21 protein-coding genes, 1 tRNA gene and 1 pseudogene are annotated in these 23,117 nt (G+C 43.0%); 12 read left to right on the plus strand and 11 right to left on the minus strand.

The genetic code is table 11. The features are described 5' to 3' along the window. The first annotated feature begins 266 nt into the window (after nucleotides 1-266). Nucleotides 267-1,316, plus strand: coding sequence for a tRNA (adenosine(37)-N6)-threonylcarbamoyltransferase complex transferase subunit TsaD (gene tsaD / locus H6G96_RS23975; protein ID WP_190914145.1), 1,050 nt, complete (start codon nucleotides 267-269; stop codon nucleotides 1,314-1,316). 49 nt (nucleotides 1,317-1,365) lie between these two features. On the opposite strand, the gene H6G96_RS23980 is transcribed toward tsaD, so the two are convergent. Together H6G96_RS23980 and H6G96_RS23985 are read right to left on the minus strand one after the other, a co-directional pair. Continuing rightward, on the minus strand, nucleotides 1,366-2,277 hold the full coding sequence (locus tag H6G96_RS23980; RefSeq protein WP_190914204.1) for an alpha/beta hydrolase: 912 nt from the start codon (nucleotides 2,275-2,277) through the stop codon (nucleotides 1,366-1,368). A gap of 107 nt (nucleotides 2,278-2,384) precedes the next feature. After that, complete coding sequence (locus tag H6G96_RS23985) at nucleotides 2,385-3,104, minus strand: hypothetical protein (RefSeq protein WP_190728444.1); 720 nt, start codon at nucleotides 3,102-3,104, stop codon at nucleotides 2,385-2,387. Nucleotides 3,105-3,511: 407 nt separating this feature from the next. Here H6G96_RS23985 and H6G96_RS23990 point away from each other — a divergent pair, with 407 nt between their 5' ends. The 6 genes from H6G96_RS23990 to H6G96_RS24015 all read left to right on the plus strand — a co-directional run bounded on the left by H6G96_RS23990 (nucleotide 3,512) and on the right by H6G96_RS24015 (nucleotide 8,531). Next, the gene (locus H6G96_RS23990) at nucleotides 3,512-4,063 is read left to right on the plus strand and encodes a GNAT family N-acetyltransferase (protein WP_190914148.1); all 552 of its coding nucleotides are present in this window, start codon (nucleotides 3,512-3,514) and stop codon (nucleotides 4,061-4,063) included. 298 nt (nucleotides 4,064-4,361) lie between these two features. Then, nucleotides 4,362-4,435: transfer RNA gene (locus tag H6G96_RS23995), tRNA-Pro, on the plus strand. A 660-nt stretch (nucleotides 4,436-5,095) separates the two neighbouring features. Then, nucleotides 5,096-5,914 (plus strand): Tic22 family protein, encoded by an 819-nt coding sequence (locus H6G96_RS24000; protein ID WP_190914149.1) that lies wholly within the window; start codon nucleotides 5,096-5,098, stop codon nucleotides 5,912-5,914. Nucleotides 5,915-5,939: 25 nt separating this feature from the next. After that, complete coding sequence (prmC, locus tag H6G96_RS24005; protein ID WP_190914151.1) at nucleotides 5,940-6,827, plus strand: peptide chain release factor N(5)-glutamine methyltransferase; 888 nt, start codon at nucleotides 5,940-5,942, stop codon at nucleotides 6,825-6,827. A gap of 58 nt (nucleotides 6,828-6,885) precedes the next feature. Further along, a complete protein-coding gene (locus H6G96_RS24010; RefSeq protein WP_190914208.1) occupies nucleotides 6,886-7,491 on the plus strand; it encodes an L-threonylcarbamoyladenylate synthase in 606 nt (201 codons plus the stop codon). A 98-nt stretch (nucleotides 7,492-7,589) separates the two neighbouring features. Then, nucleotides 7,590-8,531: a HAMP domain-containing sensor histidine kinase gene (locus H6G96_RS24015; protein ID WP_190914152.1), complete on the plus strand. Its 942-nt coding sequence runs from the start codon at nucleotides 7,590-7,592 to the stop codon at nucleotides 8,529-8,531. Here H6G96_RS24015 and H6G96_RS24020 read toward each other — a convergent pair. The 5 genes from H6G96_RS24020 to H6G96_RS24040 all read right to left on the minus strand — a co-directional run bounded on the left by H6G96_RS24020 (nucleotide 8,494) and on the right by H6G96_RS24040 (nucleotide 13,110). Then, nucleotides 8,494-9,009 (minus strand): GNAT family N-acetyltransferase, encoded by a 516-nt coding sequence (locus H6G96_RS24020; RefSeq protein WP_199339719.1) that lies wholly within the window; start codon nucleotides 9,007-9,009, stop codon nucleotides 8,494-8,496. The genes H6G96_RS24015 and H6G96_RS24020 overlap by 38 nt on opposite strands. A 103-nt stretch (nucleotides 9,010-9,112) precedes the next feature. Continuing rightward, complete coding sequence (locus H6G96_RS24025; RefSeq protein ID WP_190914155.1) at nucleotides 9,113-9,505, minus strand: hypothetical protein; 393 nt, start codon at nucleotides 9,503-9,505, stop codon at nucleotides 9,113-9,115. Nucleotides 9,506-9,592: 87 nt separating this feature from the next. Then, nucleotides 9,593-10,579 carry a protein translocase subunit SecF gene (secF, locus tag H6G96_RS24030; protein ID WP_190914157.1) on the minus strand — a complete coding sequence of 329 codons (987 nt, stop codon included), beginning with the start codon at nucleotides 10,577-10,579 and terminating at the stop codon, nucleotides 9,593-9,595. Further along, nucleotides 10,576-11,988, minus strand: coding sequence for a protein translocase subunit SecD (gene secD, locus H6G96_RS24035; RefSeq protein WP_190914159.1), 1,413 nt, complete (start codon nucleotides 11,986-11,988; stop codon nucleotides 10,576-10,578). The genes secF and secD overlap by 4 nt, the downstream gene beginning before the upstream one ends. 138 nt (nucleotides 11,989-12,126) lie before the next feature. Continuing rightward, nucleotides 12,127-13,110, minus strand: a complete 984-nt coding sequence (locus H6G96_RS24040) for an alpha-ketoacid dehydrogenase subunit beta (RefSeq protein ID WP_190914161.1) — start codon at nucleotides 13,108-13,110, stop codon at nucleotides 12,127-12,129. Between the two features lie 501 nt (nucleotides 13,111-13,611). Here H6G96_RS24040 and H6G96_RS24045 point away from each other — a divergent pair. Beyond that, a complete protein-coding gene (locus H6G96_RS24045; RefSeq protein WP_190914163.1) occupies nucleotides 13,612-13,824 on the plus strand; it encodes a hypothetical protein in 213 nt (70 codons plus the stop codon). 72 nt (nucleotides 13,825-13,896) lie between these two features. On the opposite strand, the gene H6G96_RS42445 is transcribed toward H6G96_RS24045, so the two are convergent. From H6G96_RS42445 to H6G96_RS24060, 4 genes and pseudogenes are all read right to left on the minus strand, one after another. Then, on the minus strand, nucleotides 13,897-14,025 hold the full coding sequence (locus H6G96_RS42445; RefSeq protein ID WP_277932943.1) for a hypothetical protein: 129 nt from the start codon (nucleotides 14,023-14,025) through the stop codon (nucleotides 13,897-13,899). 66 nt (nucleotides 14,026-14,091) lie between these two features. Further along, nucleotides 14,092-14,745: pseudogene (locus H6G96_RS24050) on the minus strand (CHAT domain-containing protein); the annotation flags it as partial. Between the two features lie 200 nt (nucleotides 14,746-14,945). Next, entirely contained in the window at nucleotides 14,946-15,926 is a 981-nt protein-coding gene (hemB, locus tag H6G96_RS24055; protein ID WP_190914165.1) for a porphobilinogen synthase, read from the minus strand. 343 nt (nucleotides 15,927-16,269) lie between these two features. After that, nucleotides 16,270-16,629, minus strand: coding sequence for a DUF4870 domain-containing protein (locus H6G96_RS24060; protein ID WP_190914167.1), 360 nt, complete (start codon nucleotides 16,627-16,629; stop codon nucleotides 16,270-16,272). A 123-nt stretch (nucleotides 16,630-16,752) separates the two neighbouring features. Between H6G96_RS24060 and prfC the strand changes: the two genes are divergently transcribed. From prfC to H6G96_RS24080, 4 genes are all read left to right on the plus strand, one after another. Continuing rightward, nucleotides 16,753-18,381 carry a peptide chain release factor 3 gene (prfC, locus tag H6G96_RS24065; protein ID WP_190914169.1) on the plus strand — a complete coding sequence of 543 codons (1,629 nt, stop codon included), beginning with the start codon at nucleotides 16,753-16,755 and terminating at the stop codon, nucleotides 18,379-18,381. A gap of 249 nt (nucleotides 18,382-18,630) precedes the next feature. After that, a complete protein-coding gene (locus H6G96_RS24070) occupies nucleotides 18,631-20,895 on the plus strand; it encodes a M48 family metalloprotease (protein ID WP_190914171.1) in 2,265 nt (754 codons plus the stop codon). Nucleotides 20,896-21,535: 640 nt separating this feature from the next. After that, complete coding sequence (locus tag H6G96_RS24075; RefSeq protein ID WP_190914172.1) at nucleotides 21,536-22,042, plus strand: RNA-binding protein; 507 nt, start codon at nucleotides 21,536-21,538, stop codon at nucleotides 22,040-22,042. A gap of 555 nt (nucleotides 22,043-22,597) precedes the next feature. Beyond that, nucleotides 22,598-23,038, plus strand: a complete 441-nt coding sequence (locus tag H6G96_RS24080; RefSeq protein WP_190914174.1) for a SufE family protein — start codon at nucleotides 22,598-22,600, stop codon at nucleotides 23,036-23,038. Nucleotides 23,039-23,117: the final 79 nt, after the last annotated feature.

Below are 23,117 nucleotides of genomic sequence, written 5' to 3' on the forward strand. Positions count from 1 at the left end.
GTTGATTGTACAAAACGAAGCGGCTTGTACAGTTGTTTATTTGCATAACTAGGAAGTCATCATACTCTTGGGTGGGAACCGAGTAAAGTTTAAGTAAATAAAAGTTAAAGCTTCTCAACCAAAATGAGTGCTGAGTCCTGTTAGCAAATAGGTATGGTTTAGCCCGTAACGAGTGCTGAGTACAAGAATTGTTGTTGTAGGGTAGTAAGTAAGCAAGATTTTCTCTCCATTATTCCAGACTCCAGACTCAGTACTGATTACTCTCAATGACAACCGTTTTAGCAATAGAAACCAGTTGTGATGAAACTGCCGTCGCAATTGTTAACAATCGTAAAGTTTGCAGTAGTATTGTATCCTCACAAATTCCAGTCCATCAGCAGTATGGCGGGGTAGTGCCGGAAGTAGCGTCTCGGCAGCACTTGGAAACAATAAATGTTGCGATCGCACAAGCCCTAGAGCAAGCCCAACTAGACTGGGATAACATTGACGCAATTGCCGCTACTTGTGCCCCTGGGCTTGTAGGAGCGCTGTTAGTGGGGTTAACTGCTGCTAAAACCTTGGCGATGATACACAACAAGCCATTTTTGGGAGTTCATCACCTTGAAGGTCACATTTACGCAACTTATTTGAGCGAACCAAGTTTAAACCCCCCTTTCTTGAGTTTATTAGTTTCTGGCGGACATACAAGCTTGATTTATGTCAAAGATTGTGGTAAATACGAAACGTTGGGACAAACCCGTGATGATGCTGCGGGTGAAGCCTTTGATAAAGTGGCGCGATTGTTAAAGCTTGGTTATCCGGGTGGCCCGGTGATTGACAAATTGGCGCAACAGGGTAATCCGCAAGCATTTGCTCTACCAGAAGGAAAAGTTTCTTTACCTGGTGGAGGCTTCCATCGTTATGATGCAAGTTTTAGTGGGTTAAAAACGGCTGTATTGCGTTTAGTGCAGCAGTTAGAGAAAGATGGTGGACAAGTACCAGTGGCAGATGTAGCAGCTAGCTTTCAGGAAACCGTAGCGCGATCGCTAACCAAAAGAGCGATCGCCTGTGCCTTAGACTATGGTTTAGACACAATTGCTATTGGTGGCGGTGTAGCAGCTAATAGCGGATTGAGAAAAAATCTCCAAGCCGCCGCCCTTGAACATAACCTACGCGTTTTATTCCCACCTCTAAAATTCTGTACCGATAACGCCGCCATGATCGGCTGTGCCGCCGCCGAACATCTCTCTCATGGTCATACATCTCCCCTCACACTAGGCGTTGAGTCTAGGTTAGCTCTTACCCAAGTGATGAAGCTGTATCAACCTGTTGAATAGTCATTTGTCTTTTGTCATTTGTTTAGTTCCAATGCCCCATGCGCAATAACTAATGACTATTGACTATCGACCGGATGTGACCAGCCACAGCATCCGGCTGTTCCAACATCGTCAGGTGTCCGCAATCAGGAATTTCCAAAACATTGTCACCACAATATTGGAACAGTCTGTGAAAGCTAGCTAAATGGCGAACATACTTAGGTTCCATAACTTTATCTTCGGCACCAGCCAAAAAATAAACTGGCTGCTTCAATTGGGATACTAACTCAGGTAAACGATTGATTTCTTCCTCAGTTGTGGAGTCTAACAGAGTTCTTAGAGCTGCTTCCGGGTCAGCCACAACGAAATCAATCAGGCGCTGACGTGCCCAATAACGCTCCAAAGGACGAACTACACTGGCTCTGGTAAATAGCAGATCAATCAAAGGCACTTGGGGCAGCCAACGCGGGCGGACTTGCAAAAATTTCTGACCCGCCGAGCGAAACTGCTCAAAGGCTTCTTTGAGGTAAATACCACCGCCAGCGTTGATACAGATAACTCCCTTAACACACTCAGGTATTTGATCTGCTCCCCAAAGAGCGATCGTGCCTCCCAAAGAGTGACCAATTAGCCAAGCACTGGTAATATTCAGTTGTTTCAGGAGAATTGCTAAATCCTTAGCATAGGCAACAGGAGTATAAAGAGAATCGATTGGTGATCCAAGTGCATTACTAGAGATGGCCGTCAGGCTTAGAGACGTTTCTGCTCGACTAACATCGGTTTTTACCTGGGACTGGGATTCACCAAAACCCCGCAAATCATAAGAAAGGCATTGCAAATCATCTGAGAGGCGGGAAATCACAGGTTGCCAATATCCACGGCTATTGAGCCAACCGTGGATAAATACTAAAGCATGGGGACAGGAGGTGGGAGCCGTTAGCTCGTATGCGTGTGGAACGCCCAAGATTTCGATAGTTGCCATACTTATATCGTACCCCCAAGGACGGGTGCGGCTAAATACGGAGTGTGAAGAGTTAGAAGTTAGGAGTGAGGAGTTATTAATTTTTAACTCATAACTCCTAACTTTTTTCATTTATCTAACAACCTCTGTCGTACCCCTTCAGCAATTTTGTGACCCAGATATTCAGGAATGAGGCTTTCATTGGGCCCTAACAGGTAGAGAATTAGCCGTGTACGTCCGCGCCAAACCAGTAAATTGGCATTGACTACCAGAAGGTCTTCCTGCCAGATGGCGTACATCACTTTATAGAATAATCCTGGTTGATTATCGGCTTCAATCACTAAGGCAGGGAGATGAAAAACCGGATCGACATAAAACTCAGTTTGTACCTGCTCTAAGCCCGTGTCAAGATTGAATTCTACTGCCAGCATCTCTTCTACTTCAAACCGACCTCCTAAAGCCTCGCGAATGGCGCGACAGACATTTTCTGCGGTTTTCTCGGTCAAGGCTTTACTACCACGAGACACCAAAAGTTTGATAAAAACTAACATCGGCGGGCGGATCTGACCGTATAGACTCAGACCGTGAATAGTCAACCCATAAGCTGCTAGTACGCCAAAAATATCACTGAGAAGAAAAGACTGGTTACGGTAAGCAAAATGCAGGGCACTTTTGCTACCTTCCGGTTTTAGCTCAATAACAGCGCGTCTAGTTTTATAAAGACGGTAGGCTAGCCGTAAATTTTGCAGTTGAATCTCACTGCTGACAAATTGCTCATAAAACTGGGGAAACGCTCGGTTAAAGCGCTTAAGGAGTTCTAGTGTCGAAGTTTTTAAACCAGAAGCCATTGTTAAGGGTAAGACTCGCTTGCTTTCATCACCTGGGAACTGGGGAATGGGGACTGGGGAAGAATTTTTCCAAATACCCAATCTCTTGTATATAAATCACTCCTAAACTAACTTGCATTTAAGCTCTATACGAGCAATTGCCAGTATTAGGTTTTTCCATTTTGAATTTTGAATTATTTATATCCTTACCCTTTTGGTGAAATTCTCCTAGCCTTTACAACAAAATGCTAAAGTTGAAAATGATTGGTGTGAAACACGCTCTAACTAGCTGTTACCATTGCAAATCCCGAAAACAACCGAAAAATTTTGAGTGTAAAGGGTAGTAAATGGGCATAGCTATGTTAAACGTAAATCAACACTCCTGAGAGTGGAAACCAATTTAGTTATACTACCCGAACCACGCTGGCATGGGTTTTTGGAAAACTTGGTTTAGTACTCCTGAATCTGTAGCAACAACTAGGACAACCTCCTTTGAAGAACATACACTGAATGCTTCGGGCAACTCCAACCCCAGCAGCATTAGCGAAGCTTCTTCAAAGGAAACTCGCATCGTCTTCAGTACGGAGCGAGATATTGACCTGTATGAGCTAGAAGAACTCTGTGATGCAGTTGGTTGGTCGCGTCGTCCTCTAAGAAAAGTGAAAAAAGCTATTGAGCATAGTTTTCTTGTCGCCTCAATGTGGCAGGTGAGAGGAAACCAAAAGCGGCTCATTGGTTTTGCCCGCGCTACCTCAGATCACGCGTTTAATGCCACTATTTGGGATGTGGTGGTTCACCCAGACTTTCAAAGTCAAGGACTGGGTAAGGCACTAATGAAATACGTTCTCAAAAAACTTAGAAGTGAAGAAATTAGTAATGTTACTCTCTTCGCCGATCCCCATGTTGTAGATTTCTACCGAACTATGGGGTTTATGGCTGATCCAGAAGGCATTAAAGGTATGTTCTGGTATCCTCACTAGCGCTTAATCAAAATAAAACCCGATTTGCCCAAGAAAATCAGGTCAAATGGTGAAAATCTATTATTTTGATGTAGTTATGCTTTTTTCTGCCGACGAAGGCGCAAGTATAATTATCTTGTAAAACTAAGTCGGCAAAAAACCTTTATCATAACAATGTAATCTATCTTGTCTTTGGCAAAGGATAAAAAGATTAGGCATAAGCCGTCTGATGTGATATAGTTACCTTAATGCTTTTGATAAAGCGCGATCGCTTTGATGGGGAATTAAAACCAAACCCCGAAAAGTAGATAAGTGGAAACGGGATGTAGCGCAGCTTGGTAGCGCGCCTGCTTTGGGAGCAGGATGCCGCAGGTTCAAATCCTGTCATCCCGATTTAAGTAATATATATTTAACGTCTAAGGCAATTCACTAAAATTGTCTTGCTAAAATGTGCAATTAGATTGTACATTTTTACAAAAAATAACAAATTGCCTGTTATAGTATTGGGTTAGCCGTTGAAGGCTAACAGGTAAATTCCGATTTTAAGCGGTAAGATATTTCTGATACTAAGCTTTGTATAGATTTGAGAAGATATTAAAGCAAGCGCGATGGAACGATTGATTAAGTAATCCCGTCACCCGATATTAGAGAAAGCCGATAAAATGGCATTTATCATCTCCAAGGTCGAGAAACAGAGAAAGTTTCACTGTTTGAAAAGACATATAATAGGCATCTACAGCATTTCCTAGTGAATAGCAAAACGAAATCGAGAAAAACACAACTTTAGGACAGTCAATTTTTCAAAACGCTAGCTACTATAGCAACCCTAAATAGTTGTGGAACATAGATTTTGACCGTTGACCCTCCGGGTTCGGCAGTCCCTCTTTGTTGGAACAACAAGACCGGGCTGCCTCACAGTTAACACTCAACCTCAACGCGCACAATGAATTTTTTACAATTGAAATAGATTGCTATATAACTAAAGCTAGTTGATGGTGTGCAAATCCAACCATTTGTTTAATTTTAAGTGGACTATTGATGCGAGGAGCAGTCATGAAATCATTTATTCGCTTGGGCGCAACATTGGGTATAGCTGGCAGTGTATTTTTAACGGGGCTTTCAGGAATAGGCAATCTACCAGGAATAGGCAATTTAGAGGCGATCGCGTTGCCACAAGATCAGGTAGTGAAAAAGCTCCAAGAAGTACCTGTATTCACGCTCACCAATCCCAAAGGCGAATTCGTTGTTCTTTCGAGGAATAATGAATCTAAGCCAATCTCGCAAGTGGGATTTTTTATTAGCAAGCAAGATGCTCAAAAATTCCTTGACAATCGGCTTAAGAAAGAAAACCCTCAGTTGGCAAGCACCCTACAGGTAAGACCTTTGTCCTTGGCAGACTACTATAAAATAGTCCAAGAAGGCAAAAAGAAATCAGACTCTGTAATTTATACTTTAGTACCGACGCAAGCACAGGTAGCTTCAGCAACAAGTATGCTGAATCAAAATGGTAAAAAAGGGGAGCAATTTAATGGTATTCCCTTATTTGTACCCAAATTTAAGAAAGATAATAGCTATTTGACGATTCCTGTCCCCAACGGCAAAGAACGGTATATCCCTTTCTTTTTTGAGAAAGAGCAAGCATCGGCTCTGTTAGATGAATTCAAAAAAGCCGTGCCAAAGGAAGCAAATAACACTGAAATTCAGGTGGTGGATTTGTATGGTGTTATGGAGGCTTTGAATAGCAGTACCGACCCTAGTATAAATAAAATTGTTCTCTACCCGTCGCGGGAGTCAATCAATTTTATTCGCTCGCTTGCACCGAATCAACCTCCAGCTGCCAAGCCTGCTGCTGCGCCCGCTCCGAAAAAATAACGGTTATGCAATCTAAGGTTGAGGCATGGGGGAGAAGCATCTGATATCTGGTTTACAACTTTGGCAGTGGCGCAATACTGCTCTCCAAGCAGCGATCGCTACTGATGTCCCGCCTGCCGAGGTAGATTGGTTGCTGCTCGAAGTTGCTGGGTTAGACCGCTTGGCACTGCGTTTGGAGTCTTATAAAAACTGGCCCCAAATTCAGCTGCAATTGCCTCTAGAAGAGTTAGACCATCTGTGGCAGAGGCGATTACATGACCGCTTACCAGTGCAGTATATTGCCGGAGTTACACCTTGGCGTAACTTTCAAATTGCAGTGTCGAGTGCGGTTTTGATTCCCAGACCAGAGACAGAATGCTTAATTGATTTAGCTTTAGCATCTGCTAATAATGCTTCAGGACACTGGGCTGATTTAGGCACTGGGAGTGGAGCGATCGCTTTGGGTTTAGCAGATGTCTTGCCAAAAGCAACAATTCATGCAGTGGATTACAGTTTAGAAGCTCTGGCGATCGCCCAAACCAACGTCCATAATTTAGGTTTTGCTGACCGGGTTAAATTTTATCAAGGTTCTTGGTGGGAGCCACTGACATTTTTAAAAGGTCAATTCAGTGGTATGGTGTCTAATCCCCCTTACATACCCACCAGTACCTTACCTACCCTGCAACTAGAAGTAGTTAACCATGAACCACATCTAGCTTTGGATGGTGGTACTGATGGCTTAGATTGCATTCGCCATTTGATAGAAATTTCTCCCAGCTATTTGCAACCTGGTGGCGTGTGGTTAATTGAGATGATGGCAGGACAGGCAGATGCAGTGCGAGAACTTTTGCAAAATCAAGGTAGCTATTGTAAAATTCAAATTTACCCTGATTTAGCTGGAATTGAACGCTTTGCCCTTGCTTATAAAAGTTAGGAAATAGGGCATGGGGCATAGCGCGTAGGAAAAATGCCCTATGCCCAAACCCATAAAAATGACACAAGTTTCTCTAACAAATCTAATTAGTGGCGCACGCACTGGTCTTTTAGTGAGCTTTCCCACGGATACTGTTCCTGCACTTGCAGCGATACCAGAAAAAGCAGCATTAATTTTTGCGGCAAAGCAACGCAGTCAAGACAAACCTTTGATTTTGATGGCTGCTAGTGCTGAAGATTTATGGCTGTATGTTAAAGGTGATGAGAACGAGTATAAAGTTTGGCAACAATTAGCAGATAAATATTGGCCAGGAGGGCTGACGTTAGTTTTACCAGCTTCAGATCGCGTGCCAAAAGTTATGAACCCCACCGACCCAACAACAATTGGTATTCGAGTCCCAAACAGTGCGATCGCTCAAACTATTTTGACGCAAACAGGCCCACTTGCTACTACTAGCGCCAATTTTTCTGGTCAGCCGCCTTTGCAAAGTATGGCAGAAATTGAGGCTCAGTTTCCCAACGTTCTGATAGCAACAACAGAATACCAGGGTGAAATACCGGGGCTGGGTATACCTTCCACCGTTGCTAAATGGACAGGAACAAATTGGCAGATTTTACGGCAAGGTGCGATCAAGTTAGATATTTCGAGTGATAACCAAATATAGGTCGCTATAATGTTGTTTTCCTGATTTTAACAACAGAGAAATTTGTAACTTTAGTTTGCGCTGTTGTGGTCAATTAACAAGTTAATAATTGCCAGATTATGAATTGGAGCAACTGGATATATCTAGGAGCAGGAATAACACTAGGTATTATTTTCCGTCAGTTATTTACGCTATGGCTACGCCCGCCGCAGGCATCGTCAAATGTTTCATCTAGCTCATCTCCAGTAGCGCCATTAGATCAAGAAGATATGCCACCAATATCACAACAGTTACAGCAAACACAGCTGGCATACCTTATGGCAAGAGAAATGAGCCAGTTTAAAGCTGGTTTTTTGGCGCGAACTACCCATGAATTGCGATCGCCTCTCAGTGGTCTGATCGGCTTGCATCAGTTAATTTTGTCGGATTTGTGTGAAGACCCTGCTGAAGAGCGAGAATTTATTGCCCAAGCTAACGAGCGAACGCTGAAGCTACTCAAGCTGATGGATGAAATTCTTAACGTTGCTAGAACTGAACACGGTACTAATAAATTAGATATTCAGCCTAGACCGTTAGCTCAAGTTTTGCAAGAGGTTCATAACTTAACTTATATGCTGGCGGCCAATCGCAATTTTCCCTTGCAATTATTACCCGCAGACCCAGAAATTTATGTTTTGGCAGATTATCTGTGGCTCCGCCAAATATTGATAAGTTTAATAGACACTGCCATTGCTCAAATGGAGGAAGGCAGTATCTGTATTTCCAGCAGCACTGTGCCTACAAGTAATTTTGTAAACATTTGGTTGGATATACCAACCCATGCCATAACCTGGAGCGAACCGATTGATTTGATCAAATCTGAAGATCAGCCGACCCAGATTGATCAAGGAAATGCTGCTCTTTCCCCAGGAATGAGGCTATTAATCAATCAGACTCTGGTGGAAGTTATGGGAGGAAAGTTAGAAATTCTGCCCTCGACGATCGCTAAAGAAACATCTCAGCACTTAACCAGACTACAAATTTCTATCCCCCTAGTGATTCCTGAAGCTGAACTTCTGTAGCAGAAATGAAAGCAGGGTTAGTTAGGTTGTGTAGCACCATCGTAGTGGTGGTGTTGGGTTTAAAACCAATCTTTTCGTAGAATCCCTGCTGGTGAGTAGTCATCAGGTAAACTCGCTCAACCCGTCTCATCCGGGGATGACTCAAAACAGTTTCTACTAACTTGCTTCCCAACCCACTACTTTGATAATCTGGATGAATCACAACATCCCAAATTGTGGCGCGATATATACCATCAGATGTTGCTCTAGCAAAGCCAATGAGTCGATCGCGATCGGAGACGGAAATCACTGGCTCACTGTTGGCAATAGCTATACCTAAATCCTCAATATTGCGACCTTTTGCCCAGAAAGCTGAAACATTTAATAGTTCTTGGAGTTGATAAAGGTCAATTTCAGACTTGCCTAGGCATAGCCCGTCGTAGACATCGCCTTTGGCGCAGCCGAGATGTTCGCTAAATTGAATCTGAGACTCGTTCATTTATGGCATCCACCTTTAGCACTAGCACTATTTTTGTATAGTTAAGTGATATTTTGCTAAAAATTGCTGTACGTGTACATATATATGCAATGAGAAAGAAAGTTTAATGACAAACCCACTTCCATAGAGGATGAGTTGGCCCCTGCTGACGTATCCGATACACTTGTTTTTCTAAACGTTGTTTTTCCTCGGGTGGTATTCCAAGTAAGATATTCCGACTTTGCCAAACTAAAACAGCAGCAGTCATTCCAATACAAAACGCTAAACCGAAGGTAGACAGTGGATTATAGAAGAGTCCATATCGCACCGCTACCCAGGTAAAATATTGCTGCCAAAGAGAAATTTCTGCACGTAGACCCCACAAACTAACAGGTGCAATGGTGAGCCATAGACAGCCGACAAATAGCCACCTGCCATATATTGTCAGATTGTGCAATCTTTGTACTTGTTGAGCAAAGGATGGGTCAGTTATTGACGATTGTTCGGATTGATCCATAGGCTGTGGGAAGGTGGGGGATGAGGAAGATGAGGGAGCAGGGGAAGAATAACTATTGGTTATTAACCAATGCCCAATGCCCAATGATTAGTTACCAGCAGATGTATCAATCGACTCACTACTGACTGCCATAGTTGCTTGACCGTTGCGCTCTCGCCACAGAGTTAGAAGAGTACTGGCGATAAAAATACTTGAATAAGCCCCCGCTGTAAAGCCAATAATTAGAGCTAAAGCAAAGTTTTTCAGAGTTTCGCCGCCAAACAGAAAGATAGCAAACAATGACAGCATTGTGGTAAAGGTTGTGTTGATTGAGCGTCCTAAAGTTTGGTTAACTGCATCATCTACAATGTCAGCGATCGCTCCGTTGGGATTCGTCTTGAGGGTTTCCCGAATGCGATCGTAAATCACCACTGTATCGTTGACTGAGAAACCTGTAATCGTCAGTAGAGCAACGATGAACAGGCTATCTACTTCAGTACCCAGTACTAAACCAAAAATCGAAAAAATCCCTGCTGTGATAAAGACATCATGTAATAGCGCAACGATCGCAAACACTGCATAATCTAACTGGAACCGGAAGGTCAAGTAGATTATGATGCCTGCAAAGGAAACTATTAAAGCTATTACCCCAGACCTAAACAGCTCTCCCCCCAGAGTAGGGCCAACCGTGTCAAATTGGTTTTTTTGCTCGTCAAAAGTACCGACCTTTTCGCTTAAGGCATTTTGCAAGTTGGTACGTTGCTCGGTATCCAAGTTTTTTGTGCGAATTAATATCCCATTTTCTGCACCAGTGCCTCTATCAGCGATAATTTGGATGCTGCTATCACCCAAACCCTGTGCTTTAGCTACTTCCCGGACGACATTGATATCAATTGGCTGGTCGCAGTTACCGGGTTTGGTACAATCGCGTTCAAACTGCAATCGTGTACCACCGACAAAATCCAAACTGGGGCGTAGGGGTGCTTTGATGTTCGGGTTTTGCCAAGAAATCACCATTGAGATGATACCAGCAAGAATGACGGCACTAGAAATAGCCCACCAAAGCGATCGCGATTTGTTAATACTTAGTCTCATTGGACCACCTCTGCCTTATTTGATCTTGGCAGGTTCGGACAGAAAAGTTCTGGTTTCTTGAGTGTAGGAATTGTAATTGCTAAAAACATCAAGGTGCGACTACAGGTAATTGCTGTAAACATACTCACTGCTACACCCAAAGCCAAAGTTAGGGCGAAGCCTTTCACCAAACCAGCCCCCAGCCAGAATAATGCAGCACAAGCAATGACTGTAGTCACGTTGCCATCTAAAATACTGGAAAAGGCACGGTAAAAACCAGATTCTACAGAGCGATATAGGGATTTGCCTGCTTGCAATTCTTCCCGCGTCCGCTCAAAAATTAGCACATTTGCATCCACCGCCATCCCAATACTGAGGATAAAACCCGCAATTCCTGGCAGGGTTAGGGTGACACCCAACAAAGCAAATGTAGCCCAAGTTAGCAGGGCGTAGATCAAAAGTGCTATATCGGCAATCAGTCCTGGTAGTCTATAGTACACTACCATAAATACTAATACTAAAGTCAGACCGCCAATACCAGCGTAGATACTGCTAGTAATACTGTCTTTACCCAGCGTTGCCCCAACAGTGCGGATTTCGGCAATTTCTACTGGTACGGGTAATGCGCCACCACGTAACTGCACACCTAAGTCATTGGCTTGTTGGGCAGTAAACCTTCCTGTAATTACGGCAGAGCCACCAGTAATACCAGTAGCGGCAAATTCTATACCTACAGTAGGAGCGCTGATCAGTTCATTGTCCAGAAAAACACCAATGCTCCGCCCAGTACCGGCAAGATTTTTCGTCAAATTGGCAAACAGTTCACCACCCTTTTGGTCGAAGCGAATAGCAACGTTCCAGTTGTCGCCTTGAGTGGGTTCACCATAAGCATCCTTGAGGTATTTGCCAATTAGCGGTGGATTGGTGCTTTCAAACAATTCAGCGATCGCTTGATTATTTTTCTGTAAATCTTCTTGATTTTTGACAATTGCTGCTTTGTCAGTACTCTTTCTCAACTCTTCTTGCTTGGCTTTCAATTCGACCCTAGATGCCTGGAAAGCAAACAGTTGAGTTTCTGTATTTGGCTTTTGGGTACGGAACTCTAACTGCGCCGTCCCTCCTAGCACCCGTTCAGCTTGCTCTGGATTATTGACCCCTGGCAGTTGTACTAATATTTTATCTGTGCCGACTGTTTGAATTACTGGTTCAGAAACACCCAGACCATTAATCCGACCTTCGACAACTCTCTTCACACCTTCCAATTCTCGGTCGGTGATTTCAGGAATTTCTGCTGATGGTTTCACCTGAATCGTTAACTGTGAGCCTCCGCGCAAGTCTAGTCCCAAGGGAATTGGAATTGTGGCAATCACCGTAATTGCGGCGATTACCAGGACTAAAATCAAAATTAATAGCGATCGTTGTCTTTGCATACCATAACTCGCAACTGACAAAGGCTATAATAGCGCTCTTTTATGGAGTTATGAGTTGGGGAGTGGGGAGTGGGGAGTAGAGAGTAGGGGTTGAATTTCTTCCCTATTCCCTACTCCCTATTCCCTATTCCCTATTTCCTAGACTCGCAAAGCTACCATTTTTTCTACAGCTTCCACGATTTGCTCTGGTTGGATGATTGTTAATCGTTCCAGGTTGCCGTTGTAAGGTGTGGGGATATCTTGGGAAGAAAGCCGTAGTACTGGCGCATCCAATTCATCAAATAAGCGATCGTTTATTGAGGCGATGACTTCTGCTCCAATGCCGGCAGTTCGCATGGATTCTTCCACAACAATGACTTTATGGGTTTTTCTTACTGATGTACCAATGGTATCAAAATCTAATGGTTTGAGAGATATTAAATCGATAACTTCTGGATCATATCCTTGTTTTTCAAGAGTTTTTACGGCTTGAAGCACATGATGCCGCATTCGAGAATAAGTAATAATTGTGACATCTTTACCCTCACGCACCATTTCTGCTTTATCCAGAGGTAGCAAATATTCTTCTTCTGGTAAATCTTCTTTCAAGTTGTAAAGTAAAACGTGTTCAAAGAACAACACAGGATTATCATCGCGGATAGCAGATTTTAGTAGTCCTTTAGCGTTTCTTGGTGTGGAGCAGGCAACAATCTTCAACCCTGGCACAGCTTGAAAGTAGGTTTCTAGTCGCTGGGAATGTTCTGCGCCTAGCTGCCGTCCTACACCGCCAGGGCCGCGAATTACCATTGGAATTTTAAAATTACCGCCAGAGGTATAGCGCAGCATCCCGGCGTTGTTGGATATTTGGTTGAAGGCGAGTAGTAAAAAGCCCATATTCATGCCTTCGATGATGGGGCGCAAGCCAGTCATCGCTGCTCCCACTGCCATGCCAGTGAAGCTGTTTTCAGCGATGGGGGTGTCTAGAATGCGGAGTTCGCCATATTTTTGGTACAGGTCTTTAGTAACTTTGTAGGAACCGCCGTAGTGTCCTACGTCTTCACCGAGAACGAATACGCTGGAATCACGCGCCATTTCTTCATCAATGGCTTCCCGTAAGGCGTTGAAGAATAATGTTTCTGCCATTTAGACCTTTTAGTACGATTATGGTTTTAGAATTTTATCGTGCTGCTGTCGCAAATACCGTGAGCGATCGCACTAGTTAGAGATTGGTTTTTTAAACGAATCGCCCTAAGCATAGAGCGAGTAATTGCCATAACTAGATCAAAGCTATTTAAATTTTAGAGGTTTTATGAGCGATCGCCTCTGCCTCTGGCAAAGAAGGAATCCTCTATTTCTGTACTATCACCGAGACAATCTGCATAAAATGTGTTTAGAAAACTTCCTAGTTGAAAGATACTGAATCTGACTGAAATTCACACCAAAGTAAAAAATCTGTTGTAGCAATAATTTAAATATGCCTACTGTAGAACAATTGAAAACGTTGTTTATCTTCAGTTTTTGGGCTACTAAAATGTATTTACCTGTGTTTTTGGTGCGAATCGATGAACGAACAAAAAATGTTGTAATTCTCGCTGGTGAAGAAAATGAAATTATAATTTACCTAGACGGGAAGTGGAGATATGTATGAGTAAGCCAGATTTTATGACAATGCCCCGTGCCCAATTGCGTCAATATATCCTTGACCACAGAGAAGATGATGAAGCTTTTCAAACTTATTTAGATAGATTTACCTCTGAAGACGCTGTAATCTTCCCTGCGCCACAGTCAATAGATGATTTAGAAAACTTCCCAGAATTGCATCAACAGAACCTAGAAAGACTACGAAAGCAAGCTTAAGCTCTTCAAATTTTATCAGCGATCACCTCTCACTCTGGCAAACGAGCTCAACCTCTATCTCTGTAATATCACTTAGAAAATCGCCAGAGTAGCCAACAAAGAATAACCATCAACTGATACCCAACCGCCCAAAGTTATCGCACCAATAATTGCAGCGAAAAAGAGAGCAAAAAAATTTTTGTAGATATGCTTTTTAGTCATTGTTAGAACTCCTTTGTTAATCAATAGTTGCCAATTCATCATTAATTACAAGTTACAAATTACGAATTACAAATTATTTCGCCATTCACCTTGCAGAGTGAAAGCAGCCCAATAACGGGGTTCTTGCCAATTTTTATGTTCCCACAAATACAGTTGTGCATCTCTCAGAGCAGCAATAGGAGATTTACCTTGCTGCCACATTTGGCGATAAAATTCGCTCATCAATTCTTTAGTTCCCTCATCGTTAACCTTCCATAAAGACACCACTACTCTTTGTGAACCTGCATACATTAATCCTCTTGTCAAACCTACCAACCCTTCCCCCTGAACTTCCTTACCTAGCCCAGTTTCACAGGCACTCAACACCACCAACTCGGCGGGTAAATTCAGATTGAAGATATCGTTGAGCCGCAGATAACCTCTTTGGGGCTTACCTTGTTTGTCTACCAACGAAAGTACAATGCCTGATAATTATGGGTTGCTGGTGTTGGCAAAGCCGTGAGTTGCAAAATGAATGATGCGGTATTGACTTAGTTGTGGGTTAGTTACCCAGTTGTAGTTAGCATCAAAATCAAAAGCTTGTAGGCTATCTTTTGGCGAGACGAGTTGGAGAATTGTCTCTGCTTCTTGGCGAGTACCATCAAGTCGTCCCCAACCGTCGCGGTTAAGATTTTTGGCAGAACGTTCTAAGGCAGAACGTTGTTCGTCGAATGCGGGAGTTGCAATTTCTTTTTCGAGCTTTTGGATTGCGGTTGTGGGTGCTGTTTTATTCAGTAACTCTTGACGCAGTTGCTCTCTAGCATCAAGTTGCTGCACTAGCCATAAACAAAGAATCTCACGCAGAGGCGCGAAGACACAACTCTGTGTCTTCGCGCCTCTGCGTGAGATTTCCCCCTAAATTACTATTCAATATGCCTAGCCTACTTTAACCATCGCGCTGCATCTTTAGCATGATAAGTCAAAATCAAGTCTGCACCAGCCCGTTTAAATCCAGTTAAAGTTTCCATAACCACCCGCTCTTCATCAATCCAACCATTGAGAGAGGCAGCTTTCACCATCGAATACTCCCCAGAAACATTGTAAGCGGCAACTGGTAAGTTACTGGCTTCCTTCACCCGCCAGATAATATCCATATATGCTAAGGCTGGTTTAACCATGAGCATATCAGCACCTTCGGCGATATCCAATTCAATCTCTTTAATTGCTTCGCGGACGTTACCTGGATCCATTTGGTAAGTTCTTCTGTCCCCAAATTGCGGTGTAGAGTCTGCTGCATCCCGAAATGGACCATAGTAACCCGAAGCATACTTAGCAGCATAAGACAAAATTGGCGTATCTTGAAATCCGGCTTCATCCAAACCTACACGAATTGCCTGGACAAACCCATCCATCATGCCAGAAGGCGCAATGATATCGGCACCGGCTTTTGCTTGAGAAACTGCTGTTTTCTTCAACAATTCCAAAGTTGGGTCATTTAAAACTCGTCCTGTTAAATCACCAACTTGCAGATAACCACAATGACCGTGACTGGTGTACTCACATAAACAAGTATCAGCAATTACAATCAAATCTGGCACTGCTACTTTTACCGCATTCGCTGCTTTTTGGACAATTCCGCAATCATGCCAAGCGCCAGTGGCATCCACGTCTTTATCAGCCGGAATCCCAAATAAAATAATAGAAGGAATTCCTAAGTCATAAACTTCTTTTGCTTCTTCGACAATTTTATCTACCGAAAGTTGGTAGACTCCGGGCATTGATTTAACTTCGTTAGCGATTCCCTCACCCGGTACAGCAAATAGTGGGTAAATTAAATCGCTGGTTGTCAAAACAGTTTCACGAACCATCCGGCGCAGTTGAGGCTGAGTACGCAGACGACGGGGGCGATGTATAGGAAACATAAAATTTTATAAAGAAAAACAACGCTAATGGACACAAAACAAAGCGTCACAAAAGCAGGCTAAAATTTTCCTGCCATCGGACAGACTACAAACAGTGCTTAACTGTCCTTTGCCCTACTCTTAATCAAGTTGTAGGGCAATTTTGTATTCTACAGCTTGGTTGCGCCTATCCGACGGACTGGAAAAGAAACAACATAGTAAGCAATTCAAAATTCAAAATGATAAGACTGTCTGTTGGCAAAATCTTGGCAAATTGAGGGTTGAAATTTAAACGCGAAGTCGCACAGAGGTAAACGTCAACAACTGACAGTTACCAATGCCCAATGCCCAATGATAATTTGTGCTAGAAAACTCGGAAAATATAGGGATAACGGAAGGGTACATCAGGATTGCTGAAAACTTTGATGAGTGCCCAAATTGTTAATCCCCAGTGCAATAAATACCCGATACCTGCTAGTGGCCCCAGCACTAATAGAGGTAACACTAACCAGCCTAATAGAAAAAATAGCGCTCCTAGAATTCCTCCATAAAGCCAGACATTAAAGTGGAAATTGATGGATTCTTTAGCGTTTTCTTTAACAACAGGATCATCAGATACAAATAGTATGGCGATAGGTATACCTACAGATATCAGCGTTGTGCTAAGGAAAATGGCTCCATGCGATAAGCCAGATAGAAGCTTTCGTTTGTCTGTGTCGTACATTTCTTTCTCCTATTAGTTTAGATTGTTGGTTATATTACGACCCTATCACGAGCATCGTTGTCTTAAGATTAAAAGACTTGCCAGAATAGAAAAAATTAAGTTAGCTAACAAACAAATACACTTATGTCTACTGAACTTCAGTCTGAACTTATTCAAGCAGTTGAACTTCGCCGCAACTTTGCGATTATTTCTCACCCCGATGCGGGTAAAACTACACTAACAGAAAAACTACTCCTATACGGAGGTGCAATTCACGAAGCTGGCGCGGTTAAGGCGCGACGGGCACAGCGTAAGGCTACCTCTGACTGGATGGCTATGGAACAACAACGGGGCATTTCCATTACCTCTACGGTGTTGCAATTTGAATACCAAGACTGTCAAATAAATTTATTAGACACGCCCGGACACCAAGATTTCAGTGAAGATACTTATCGCACCCTTGCTGCCGCCGATAATGCAGTGATGTTAGTTGATGCAGCAAAAGGTTTGGAACCCCAAACCCGCAAATTGTTTGAAGTGTGTAAGTTGCGGGGTATCCCGATCTTTACATTTATCAACAAGCTCGATCGCCCAGGAAGAGAACCTCTAGAACTGTTGGATGAAATTGAGCAAGAATTGGGATTGCAAACCTATGCAGTCAACTGGCCAATTGGTATGGGCGATCGCTTTAAAGGTATCTTTGATCGGCATCAGCAACAAATTCACTTGTTTGAACGCAGCGCCCACGGCAGCCGAGAGGCCCGTGATACCATAGTCGAGTTAGGTGATCCGAGAATAGAAGAACAGCTAGAACAAGACCTCTACTACCAACTGAAAAATGATTTAGAACTGTTAGAAGGAGTTGGGCCAGAGTTAGATTTGCAGCTGGTACACGAAGGCAAAATGACGCCTGTGTTCTTTGGTAGCGCCATGACTAACTTTGGGGTAGAGTTATTCCTCAAGTACTTCCTCGACTATGCCCTTAAACCCGGTTCTCATTACAGCAGTGTAGGTGAAGTTGCTCCTACATACCCGGAATTTTCAGGGTTTGTCTTTAAACTGCAAGCGAATATGGACCCGAAGCATCGCGATCGGGTCGCATTTATCCGGGTCTGCACTGGTAAGTTTGAAAAAGATATGATGGTGAATCACGCCCGCATCGGTAAACCTATCCGTCTGTCTCGCCCGCAAAAACTTTTTGCTCAAGAGCGAGAATCGATTGATGTGGCTTATCCTGGCGATGTGATCGGTTTGAACAATCCCGGTGTTTTTGCGATCGGAGATACAATTTACACGGGACAAAAGCTCGAATATGAGGGGATTCCGTATTTTTCGCCGGAACTGTTTGCATCTCTGAGGAATCCCAACCCCTCGAAGTCTAAACAATTCCAAAAAGGCGTTGCGGAATTACGAGAAGAAGGTGCTGTGCAAATTATGTATTCAACTGATGAAGCCAAGCGCGATCCAATTTTGGCGGCGGTGGGTCAGTTGCAATTCGAGGTAGTGCAGTTTCGCTTACAAAACGAGTATGGTGTAGAAACCATATTAGATTTATTGCCCTATAGTGTCGCCCGTTGGGTTGAAGGTGGTTGGGAAGCATTAGAAAAGGTGGGACGAATATTCAATACCACTACAGTTAAAGACAGCATGGGACGACCGGTGTTGCTATTCCGCAATGAATGGAATTGTCAACAATTACTGGGCGACCATCCAGAGTTAAAATTAAGCGCGATCGCTCCAGTATTTTCTAGTCAACAACCAGTGGAGAAATAAACAAGAATACAGAGAATACAGAATCTAGAATTCAGAATTAGTCCTACAGAAGACACAACTGAATTCTGAACGGCAGTTGTTCATGGGGGAAACCCGCAAGACCCACTGCCTACTCTTGAATCCTGGATTCAATCTTTATCATTCACTTGACAAGCAAAACTTGGGCGCGGTTGAGTTCCACGGCATCCGAGGTTCGCGCTTTTGCACAAACGTGGATCACATAGAAGAGATTGGAGTGCCAGAATTTGTATGCCTTCACATGCCAAATCGTCTTTGGAGGCTGGTTTAATTGCCCTCAAGCAGGGAAATTACCAAACAGCGATCGCTCAACTAGAACCTATTGCTAGCAGCCAAAGCAATGGGACTGCTAGCTTACAAGCCCAGGTTGGTTTAGTAATGGCTTATGCTCGCAGTGGCGAAGCCTCCAAAGCGATCGCTATTTCCCAAAATCTCATTGAGAGTAACAATCCGCAAGTTCAAGAGTGGGCAACACGCGCTCTCGAACACCTAACAAAACGTAAAAAACGCGATCAAGAATCAAAAAATGTAGAAACTGGATTCGTTGCTTTTGATAATTCAACTCCAGATTCTCCTCCAGTAACTTCTACATTAGAGGAACAGCCAAAAGAAAAAGATCAAGTAGTAGAACCCAAGAGCGATGACACCCCGCCGATGGTGCCACTAGCTAAACTCAAAGCTACAATAGCGACACCACCACCGCCTCCACCACCTAGTGTCCCTCTAAGCGGTTTCATGGGTTCTGTAACCCGCACTCAAGCTAAATTATTCGGCGTTATTTATTGGCGACAAGCACAACGTGCCAAAGCATGGCAACCTCTACGAAAACCGAAATTAATTCCTTTGCGGTTGCTGACAGCAGGAACATTTATTGCCCTGTTTTGGGTAATTCGAGAAATCCTCAAGTTAGCATTTGGATTCATCAACCAGACTTTAGTTAAACTACCTTATCTGGAACCATTTCAGTTTTTATACCGCGATCCTACTCAAGTGTTGCTAATACTATTGGTGATTTTAATCGGAGTATCACCTTGGTTGCTGGATATGCTATTGGCGAACTTGTATGGTCAGCGAGAATTTCCCAAAGATGTATTGAATGCCCATAGCCGCGAAGCTGTTCGAGTGCTACAACGTTGTTGCCAACAGAGGCACTGGTCGTTACCCAAACTGCGGATTTTACCAATGGCTGCACCAATTATCCTGACTTATGGTAGTTTACCACGTAATGCCAGGATTGTTGTTAGTCAAGGGTTATTAGAGCAACTAGCTGATGATGAAATCGCCGTTATTTACGCCACCCAGCTAGGGCATATTGCTCACTGGGATTTTGCTGTGATGTCTTTGTTGCTGCTGGTGACATTACCAACTCATAAGCTATATCAGCAAGTGTCGGAGTTGGGAGGCAAAATATCAGGTATTTGGCGCTGGCCGGTGACAATTTTGGCTAGTCTCTTTTACGGAGTTTGGTGTTTACTGACTGGGACTGCATTGTGGTTGTCGCGGTTGCGGCTTTATTATAGCGATCGCGTCGCATCAGAAATCACTGGTAATCCCAATGCTCTGATTCGCGCTTTACTCAAAATTGCTATTGGCATTGCAGCTGATATCCAAAAACAGGAACGGACCAGTTGGCAACTAGAAAGCTTAAATCTCCTGACACCAGTGAGCCACCAACAGAGCCTTTCTTTGGGAACTATTGCCAGCAATCTATCTTTTGAAGCCTTTTTGAAGTGGGATACTGCCAATCCCTATCGCCAATGGTTTACGATTAATAATAGTCATCCTTTAATGGGCGATCGCATCAAACGCCTCTGCCAAATAGCCCGTCACTGGCATCTGGACACCGAACTACATTTTGCTAGTGAACCATCTAAGGTTAGACGTCAGTCTTTCTTATTACAAATCGCTCCCTGGTTGGGAATTCCTTTAGGGGTTCTGTTTGCAGCTTTAGTTTGGCTAACTTGGCAACTAGCATTCACACTCAAGTTTTTAAATCTAAAGTGGATATATGAAGATTGGTCTTTCATTACAGGCTGCCTTCTGATTGGCTTTAGCATCGGTACAGTGATGCGGATTAATTCTTTTTTCCCCGATATTAAACCTGCTACTGTGCAAACTGACGATTACTTACCCAACCTGTTAGCTGACCCTTCTGCCTTACCAATTGATAGCATCAGCGTGCGGCTTGTAGGTAAATTATTAGGTCGTCAAGGTACTAGCAATTCCCTAGCGCAAGATTTAATCCTTCAATCCAGCGCAGGTTTAGTAAAATTACACCACGTTTCTTGGCTAGGACAGTCAATCAATCACCAGGATTTAATCGGTAGGCAAATTATCGTTACAGGTTGGTTCCGTCGAGGAGCAACACCTTGGATCGATATCCAAACTCTGGAAACTCAAAGTGGTAAAGCTATTCATAGCCCTCATCCCATTTGGTCTACTTTTTTGGCAGTTGCAGCACAGGCTTGGGGCGCATACGTTTTTCTCACTGGTTAGTCATTGGTCATTGGTCATTGGTCATTGGCAAGGGACAAAGGACAAATTGGAATGTAAAGAAAAGTTGCAGGTTTTCTTTAAAAGTGTTACATTTATTTACACAAACAATAGCAGCCGATGTAACTCAGCGCTACAGCTTAGTTATGAATTCGGATGCTTTCCCCCGCTCCATACCTTTTTATCCTCCTAACACAGCAGGAAATTAACCAGCCATCGGCTGGTTTTTGTTTCAAAATATGCCCCCTTGAATAAAAAAATGTGTTTTATGTTACGATGCAATAATACTAACGTCGGAAATGTATGCGCTAAACTAGCTACGTAGAAAATACCGTGGTAATGTAAGGAATGGTATTAGATTCTGCGAAAAAGGCATGGAAGAAAGCGTGTACTTTAGCAGGCAATAGGCTATTAAATTTACAATTCTTAGAATTAAGGTGTTATTAGCTCACCATAGTGTGGGCCTTTGGATTAAACAAGCTTGATCCCGACGAAAAACTGTATTGTTGTATAAGTTAACAGTTTCGAGCAAAAAAATTGGTTGATGGCAGTCTTGGTCAATAGCATCTATTTAATTAAAAGCCAAAGCCAAGTTATTGTTTTCTTGCCTTGCCATGTTCATTTAACTCTGGAGGTATAGTTCATGTCCATTCGCCTATATATAGGTAATTTGCCTAAAGAAGAAATAGATCGTCAGGATCTGCAAGCAGTTTTTGCAGCAGAAGGTGATGCTGTAACTACTAAATTAATTAAAGACCGTAAAACTGGCAAATGCCGTGGTTTCGGTTTTCTTACAGTCAACAACGACGAACAAGCTGACGAAATTATTGAAAAGTATAACGGTCAGATGTTCAAAGATACTCCTATTAAGCTAGAGAAGGCATTACCTCGGACAAAAGGTGATGAGGGCGAGGAGCAAGCTCCCAAACCAGTTACTGCTGCTAGTAGTACCCCCACTCCTATGCCTACTAGAGAAGGTAGCCGCCGCGAGAAAAGCTCTAAGAAACCTCGCCGTGGCTCAGGTGGCGGCGGAGGTTCTCGTGAAAGCAGCACCACAACCACCGATTCAGACGCTATTCGTCCAGATCCTCGTTGGGCTTCGGAATTAGAAAAGCTGAAGCAGATGCTAGCTGCACAAACTACGAATTAATCCCTAAGGGAAAAAGATTAAAAATTAAAAATCAGAATTTTTTTTGGTTTTTAATTTTTAATTATTACCTAGTACAGCAGAGCGTAAATAAACAGCACATTCCAAATCAACGAAACCCCTACACTATATTCATTCATTTTGACTTTTGACTTCCGTCTTGCGGTACTAGCTGTTTAGTTAAAAGCTAATTGCAGCTAATTTTGTAAGTGCGTGGGCGCAGACCGTCGTAGGCATCCCATTAGTAAAATCAAACTATACATAAATTTCATGCATTCTATATACTTACGTAATAGCAGTAAGCTTATAGTGATACAACAGTAACTTCCATAGAGTTACTGTTAGAATTTGCTTATAAAAAAATTAAGTTTTTGTAATTAGGCGCATTAAAAAACCTGACTGAAAATGAATGCGATGCCTACGGCGGGCTGCGCCTACGAAATAATTGTCTAGATTTGACATATTATAGCTAGCTGATATGCCAAGGTGAACCGGAGGCGCGATTGCTCTAAAGATAATCTACACTCAAAGTGATACCGATCATTTGCAGCTTCTGTTATGTCCTCAACTCTAGATTCTTTGCCACCTGCGCTTGCTAAAATTGTCCAGCGCTTTCAACGCGCTTCCGAACCGAAGCGGCGCTATGAACAGCTAATCTGGTATGCTCAGAAGCTCAATGAGTTCCCAGAAGCTGATAAATTACCCGAAAATAAAGTTCCTGGTTGCGTGTCTCAAGTTTATATCACAGCAGCCTTGGATAAGGGTAAGGTTGTGTTTCAGGGCGATTCCGATTCCCAGTTGACCAAAGGATTAGTAGGTCTTCTGGTTGAAGGACTGCATGGACTAACGCCAAGTGAGATTGTGCAACTTACTCCAGATTTTATTCAAGAAACAGGTTTAAATGTTAGCCTGACACCTTCCCGTGCTAATGGATTTTACAATATTTTTAAAACCATGCAAAAGAAAGCATTGGAATGTAAGTTAGATTTGCCTAGTTAAACTTGGTTATTTGTCATTTGTCATTGGTCATTAGCAAAAGACAACTGACAAAAAACAACTGACAAATAAGGTACAACTA

The organism is Nostoc sp. FACHB-892, assembly GCF_014698795.1.
In the GTDB taxonomy this organism is placed as follows: Bacteria; Cyanobacteriota; Cyanobacteriia; order Cyanobacteriales; family Nostocaceae; genus Nostoc.